Annotated in this window: 4 protein-coding genes; 2 read left to right on the top strand and 2 right to left on the bottom strand. The window is 76.4% G+C overall.

Annotated features, from left to right (window positions below; translation table 11 throughout):
• Nucleotides 1-191: 191 nt before the first annotated feature.
• Together GTW67_RS09445 and GTW67_RS09440 are read right to left on the bottom strand one after the other, a co-directional pair.
• Nucleotides 192-1,859: a DUF5691 domain-containing protein gene (locus GTW67_RS09445; RefSeq protein WP_161164353.1), complete on the bottom strand. Its 1,668-nt coding sequence runs from the start codon at nucleotides 1,857-1,859 to the stop codon at nucleotides 192-194.
• Nucleotides 1,860-1,882: 23 nt separating this feature from the next.
• Nucleotides 1,883-3,241, bottom strand: a complete 1,359-nt coding sequence (locus GTW67_RS09440) for an SWIM zinc finger family protein (RefSeq protein WP_161164352.1) — start codon at nucleotides 3,239-3,241, stop codon at nucleotides 1,883-1,885.
• A gap of 143 nt (nucleotides 3,242-3,384) precedes the next feature.
• On the opposite strand from GTW67_RS09440, the gene GTW67_RS09435 reads away from it, so the two are divergent.
• On the top strand, nucleotides 3,385-4,518 hold the full coding sequence (locus GTW67_RS09435) for an ATP-binding protein (protein ID WP_161164351.1): 1,134 nt from the start codon (nucleotides 3,385-3,387) through the stop codon (nucleotides 4,516-4,518).
• A 177-nt stretch (nucleotides 4,519-4,695) separates the two neighbouring features.
• Nucleotides 4,696-5,472: DUF5682 family protein (locus GTW67_RS09430; protein WP_346010608.1), on the top strand; the 777-nt coding region annotated here is incomplete at its 3' end.

Here is a 5,472-nt window from a genome sequence, read left to right as displayed (position 1 = left end):
GAGGGCGCACGGCGCGTGGCCTGGCGTGGGCCCGGGGTGCGGCTGGGGCGCGACCGACGTCCGCCGTCGGATGGCGGACGGCCCCTCGGCGATCGTGGCACCGCCGGGTGCGCCGAACCGTCGGCCCCGTGCGGCCGCACCGGCCCCTGACGCCAGGCCCACGCCGCAGCCCCGGCCCGGCGCCGCACCCCCTACGGCGCTCCCGACTCCTCCCGCAGTGGCCCCAGCTCCTCGGTCATCGTCGCGCGCAGGCGTAGCGTCGTGACCAGGCGTTGGAAGGCTTCCGCCCAGTAGCCGCCTGCTCCCGGCGACGCGTCCTCCGGTTCGTCCGGTATCGCCAGCAGCGCGTCCAGGCGGGCCGCCTCCGAGGGGTCGAGGCAGCGCTCGGCCAGGCCCATCACGCCGCTGAAGCTCCAGGGGTAACTTCCGGCGTCCCGGGCGATGTTGAGCGCGTCGACCACCGCACGTCCCAGTGGCGGAGCCCACGGCACCCCGCACATGCCGAGCAGCTGGAACGCCTCGGACAGACCGTGCGTCGCGATGAACCCGGCGACCCACTCGGCCCGTTCGTCACCGCTGAGCGTGCCGAGCAGCTTGGCCCGCTCGGCCAGGGACACCGCGCCGGGACCGCCGGCCTCCGGCGCCGTGGGAGCCCCCAGCAGCGCCCTCGCCCACGCGGCGTTCCGCTGCCGCACCGCCGCCCGGCACCACGCCGCGTGCAGTTCGCCCTGCCAGTCGTCCGTCACGGGGAGCGCGACGATCTCCTCCGGTGTGCGGCCGCCCAGCCGGGCCGGCCAGGCGCCGAGCGGTGCCGCCTCCACCAGCTGGCCGAACCACCAGGACCGCTCACCCCGTCCCGCGGGCGGCTTGGGCGCGACGCCGTCCCGCTCCATGCCCGCGTCGCACTCGTGCGGCGCCTCCACGGTGATCGCCGGCCGGTCCGTGGCGCGGTCGAGTGACACGCACGTCAGGGCACGCGCCGCCATCCGCGCGGCCAGTGCCGAGTCCGGCAGCGCCGACAGCAGCTCCGCGGCCGTCGCCCGTACGTTGCGGCTGCGGTCGGCCAGCGCCTGTTCCAGGAACGGCTCGTCCGCCGCTGCCAGCCCCGTCCGCAGGGAGTCGAGGAACATCAGCCGGTCCTCGGCCCGCTCCGTCGCCCAGGTGGAGGCGAGCAGTTCGCGGGCGGCGGCCGGGTCGCGGGAGCGCAGGGACGCCAGCAGGGCGACGCGCTCGGCGAACAGGCCCTCCTGCCACAACTGCCGCACCCGCTCGGTGGCGTCGGGGCCGGGCAGCGAGGTGCCGCCGCCGGGCGTCGCACGCAGCGCGAACCGCCAGTCCTGGTTCAGCCGGGCCAGCCACAAGGCGCGCGGCCCCGCGAAGGCCAGCGCCGCCGGACGCAGGTCCGTGCGTCCCCGGGCCGCGTCCAGCAGGGCCGGGAGCGCCTCGGGCGGCGCCGCGAAACCGCGGGCGTTCGCCGCGGCCAGCCACTGGGGCAGCAGCTCCATCAGGTCGGGCGCCGTGCCCCTGCGTCCGCCGCCCGCCGTGCCGGGGCGGTCGGTGAGGAGCATCGTGAGCCGGCGGGCCGCCGCGTCCGGCAGCGGCGGACGGTCGTCGCCGGGGGCCGGATCCGGACGCCGGGCCGCGCGGGCCGGGGTCAGCCCGGCGCGTCTGCGGACGGTCTCCACGGCCGCGGCGTCCAGCAGGGCCGCCGGTGCGTCCCGGCCGGGCTCGTGGCCGTGCGGGGTGCGCCGCTGCGTGCCGAGCAGAGCCGAGGTGACGAGCTCCTCCCAGGCACCCGACGGGGGTGCGTCCGTGACAGGGGCCGTCGCCGGGTGCGGGGCACTGTGCGTCCTGGTCATGCGGTTCCCTTCCGTGGGGTGCGTCAGCACAGCGTCACCGCCGGGCCCTGGCCGTCCGGCCAGGCCGTCAGCGGGGTGAAGCCCCGGTGGCCGCACTCGCCGAAGACCGTGACCGGCCTGCCGCCCGCGAGGGCGACCAGCCGCCACAGGCCGGGGCGGTTGCGGGCCGCCGGGCTGAGAGGCAGTGCCGTGTCCTCGTCGGCGTCCGCCAGCTGCCAGGAGTCGCCGTCCGGTACGGGCACGACCCGGCCCAGGGCCACCGGGACCGACTCCAGCCACGGGTCGTCGCGGAGTGCCTCGCCGTAACGGGCGACCGCACGCGAGGTCGTCACTCCCGGCGGGCGCGCGTCCGTCCACGCGGGCGGCGCGAACTGCTCGCCGAGAGCGACCCGTTGCCCGCCCGCGCCCGGATACGAGGACACCTCCGCGTCCAGCGCCAGACCCACCGGAAGCGCGAGCTCCGGAGCCCGGCCCGCGGCCCCGTAGGAGAGGAGCAGCGCGGTGCGCCGCGACTCGGCGCCGTACAGCCAGACGCGCCGGGTCGTCAGCCGCGTGTCCGCCGTGTCGTACTGGGCGAGGACCAGCCATCGGTCCCGCACCGGCGGACCGTCCGCCGGTGCGGGCAGGCCGACGCGGGAACGGACCGTCGCCGCCAGGGCGTCCGGAAGCCGCTCGCGGCGCAGCCAGCCCTGGTCGAGGAGGTGCAGCAGCGCGCACTCCTCCAGCAGCCGGACCGGCCAGCCGGGCCCCGACGCCGGCAGGGCGCCCAACTCACGCGCCCGGGCCGCCAGTCCCGGCGCCTGGGCGTCGACCATGCGGGCCGCGGTCTCCTCCCACAACGCGTACCCCGCCTGCTCCGCACCGGCCAGGCCGTCGCGCAGCAGGTCCGCCAGACGCTGCTCCAGCTCCGTCGCGCCCGCGGTGATCCGCTCGGCCCGGCGCTCCGCCCGGCGCCGCGCCGCCTCCGGATCACCCGCCCCGCCCGCGGCATCGGCGGAGCCCCCCGCCTCCTTCTTCCTCTCCGCGCGCTCACGTCTGCCCGTGATCCACTGCCCGGCCCAGTCCGGCGCCTCGGCCCGCGGCACCGCGCCGAGGTCGGCCGCCCACAGGAGCAGCAGCCCGAGCGCGTGCTTGCACGGGAACTTCCGGCTGGGACAACTGCACGCATACGCCGGCCCGGACACGTCCGCGACGTCGACCACCGTCTGATACGGCCTGCTGCCACTGCCCTTGCACAGCCCCCACATCGTCCCGTCGTCGGAACTCCCCGTCTCGGACCACGGACCGGCCGCGCCGAGTTTGCTGCCCGCTTTGCGCGACGCGGCGTCAGGTGCCAGTGCCAGCACCTGGTCCGCCGTCCAGCGCACCCCCTGCTGAGTCATGTCCCCGAAGGTAGATCGTGCCACTGACAATCGACTCCGCGAGAGCGCCCACATTGCTGTTTGTGCAGGTCAGAGCGATTGTCAGTGGTGTGGTGCACGGTTGGTGTCAGACCGAACCGGCCGAGCTGGAGGGGGACTCCGCCATGACTGTGTCCGCAGCACCGACGTCCGTCGATCCGACCCGGGACGGGCCCGCCGCGGAGGCGTTGCGGCCGCACGCCGAGCACGCTTTCGCGGGCGAACTCGCCGCGCTGGCCGCGCAGGACGACCGTCCGCGGCCGGCCCGCTGGAAGCTGTCGCCGTGGGCCGTAGCCACGTATCTGCTCGGCGGCACGCTGCCGGACGGCACGGTGATCACCCCGAAGTACGTGGGGCCGCGCCGCATCGTCGAGGTCGCCGTCACCACCCTGGCCACCGACCGGGCGCTGCTCCTGCTCGGCGTGCCGGGGACCGCGAAGACCTGGGTGTCCGAGCACCTGGCCGCCGCCGTCAGCGGCGACTCGACCCTGCTGGTGCAGGGCACGGCCGGCACCCCCGAGGAAGCCATCCGCTACGGCTGGAACTACGCGCGGCTGCTCGCCCACGGCCCCAGCCGCGAGGCCCTGGTGCCCAGTCCGGTCATGCGGGCCATGGCCGACGGCATGACCGCCCGGGTCGAGGAGCTGACCCGCATCCCGGCCGACGTGCAGGACACGCTCATCACCATCCTGTCGGAGAAGACCCTGCCGATACCGGAGCTGGGCCAGGAGGTGCAGGCGGTCCGCGGCTTCAACCTGATCGCCACCGCCAACGATCGCGACCGGGGGGTCAACGACCTGTCCAGCGCCCTGCGCCGCCGCTTCAACACGGTGGTGCTGCCGCTGCCGGAGAGCGCCGAGGCGGAGGTCGACATCGTCACGCGCCGCGTCGACCAGATCGGCCGGTCCCTCGACCTGCCGGCCACGCCCGACGGCATCGCCGAGATCCGACGGGTCGTCACCGTCTTCCGCGAGCTGCGCGACGGGGTGACGGCCGACGGGCGCACGAAGCTGAAGTCGCCCAGCGGCACCCTGTCGACGGCCGAGGCCATCTCCGTCGTCACCAGCGGCCTCGCGCTGGCCGCCCACTTCGGCGACGGCGTGCTGCGCTCCGGTGACGTCGCCGCCGGCATCCTCGGCGCCGTCGTCCGCGACCCGGCGGCCGACCGCGTCATCTGGCAGGAGTACCTGGAGACGGTCGTGCGCGAGCGTGACGGCTGGAAGGACTTCTACCGGGCCTGCCGGGAGGTGAGCGCGTGAGCGGCGTACGGATGGACAGCGTGCGGGCGGACGGTGTGCGGGCCCACGGCGTGCGGGCGTGGTCGTGGGCGGGTCTTCCGGACTTCGGTCCGGCGGGGGACGACGGGGATTCGTCCTGGGCGCGGCGGCGGGGGGACGACGGGGACTCGTCCTGGGCGCGGCGGCGAGGGGGACGGCGTGACGGGCACTGACGGGGCGGCCGGGCGGGGGCCCGGGGACGGGCCGCTGCTGCTCGGCGTGCGTCATCACGGGCCGGGGTCGGCACGGGCGGTGCGGGCGGCGCTCGACGCGACCCGGCCGGGGGTCGTGCTGATCGAGGGCCCGCCCGAGGCCGACGCCCTGGTCCCGCTGGCCGCCGACGAGGACATGCGGCCGCCGGTCGCCCTGCTCGCCCACGCCGTGGACGAACCGGGCCGCTCGGCGTTCTGGCCGCTCGCCGAGTTCTCCCCGGAGTGGGTGGCCGTCCGCTGGGCCCTGGAACACGACGTCCCGGCCCGCTTCATCGACCTCCCGGCGACCCACACGCTGGCCTGGGAAGTCCCCGGGACCGAGCTGCCGGACACGGGCCCGGAGGAGGGGCGCGAGCCGGGTGACGGTGCCGGCGTGCGGGTCGATCCGCTGGCCGTGCTCGCGGAGACCGCCGGGTACGACGACCCGGAGCGCTGGTGGGAGGACGTCGTCGAGCACCGGGGCACCGGCGAAGGGGACGCGCTCGCGCCGTTCACCGCGCTGGAGGAGGCCATGGGGGCGCTGCGGGAGACGGAGGAGACCGGCGGGCGCGACCGTGACCTCGTCCGGGAGGCGTACATGCGGCTCCAGGTGCGGGCCGCGCAGCGGGAGTTCGAGGCGGGCGTGGCCGTGGTGTGCGGGGCCTGGCACGTGCCCGCGCTGCGCCGCAGGACCACCGTCGCCGCCGACCGGGCACTGCTCAAGGGCCTGCCCAAGGTCAAGACA

The organism is Streptomyces sp. SID5910 (genome assembly GCF_009862125.1).
GTDB lineage: Bacteria > Actinomycetota > Actinomycetes > Streptomycetales > Streptomycetaceae > Streptomyces.
Note: the sequence above shows the minus strand (reverse complement) of the source record. Positions and strands in the feature narration are given on the sequence as shown.

Coding starts and splice junctions, on each gene's coding strand:
- GTW67_RS09445 (WP_161164353.1), bottom strand. CDS start 1,859: ATGACCAGGACGCACAGTGCCCCGCACCCGGCGACGGCCCCTGTCACG.
- GTW67_RS09440 (WP_161164352.1), bottom strand. CDS start 3,241: ATGACTCAGCAGGGGGTGCGCTGGACGGCGGACCAGGTGCTGGCACTG.
- GTW67_RS09435 (WP_161164351.1), top strand. CDS start 3,385: ATGACTGTGTCCGCAGCACCGACGTCCGTCGATCCGACCCGGGACGGG.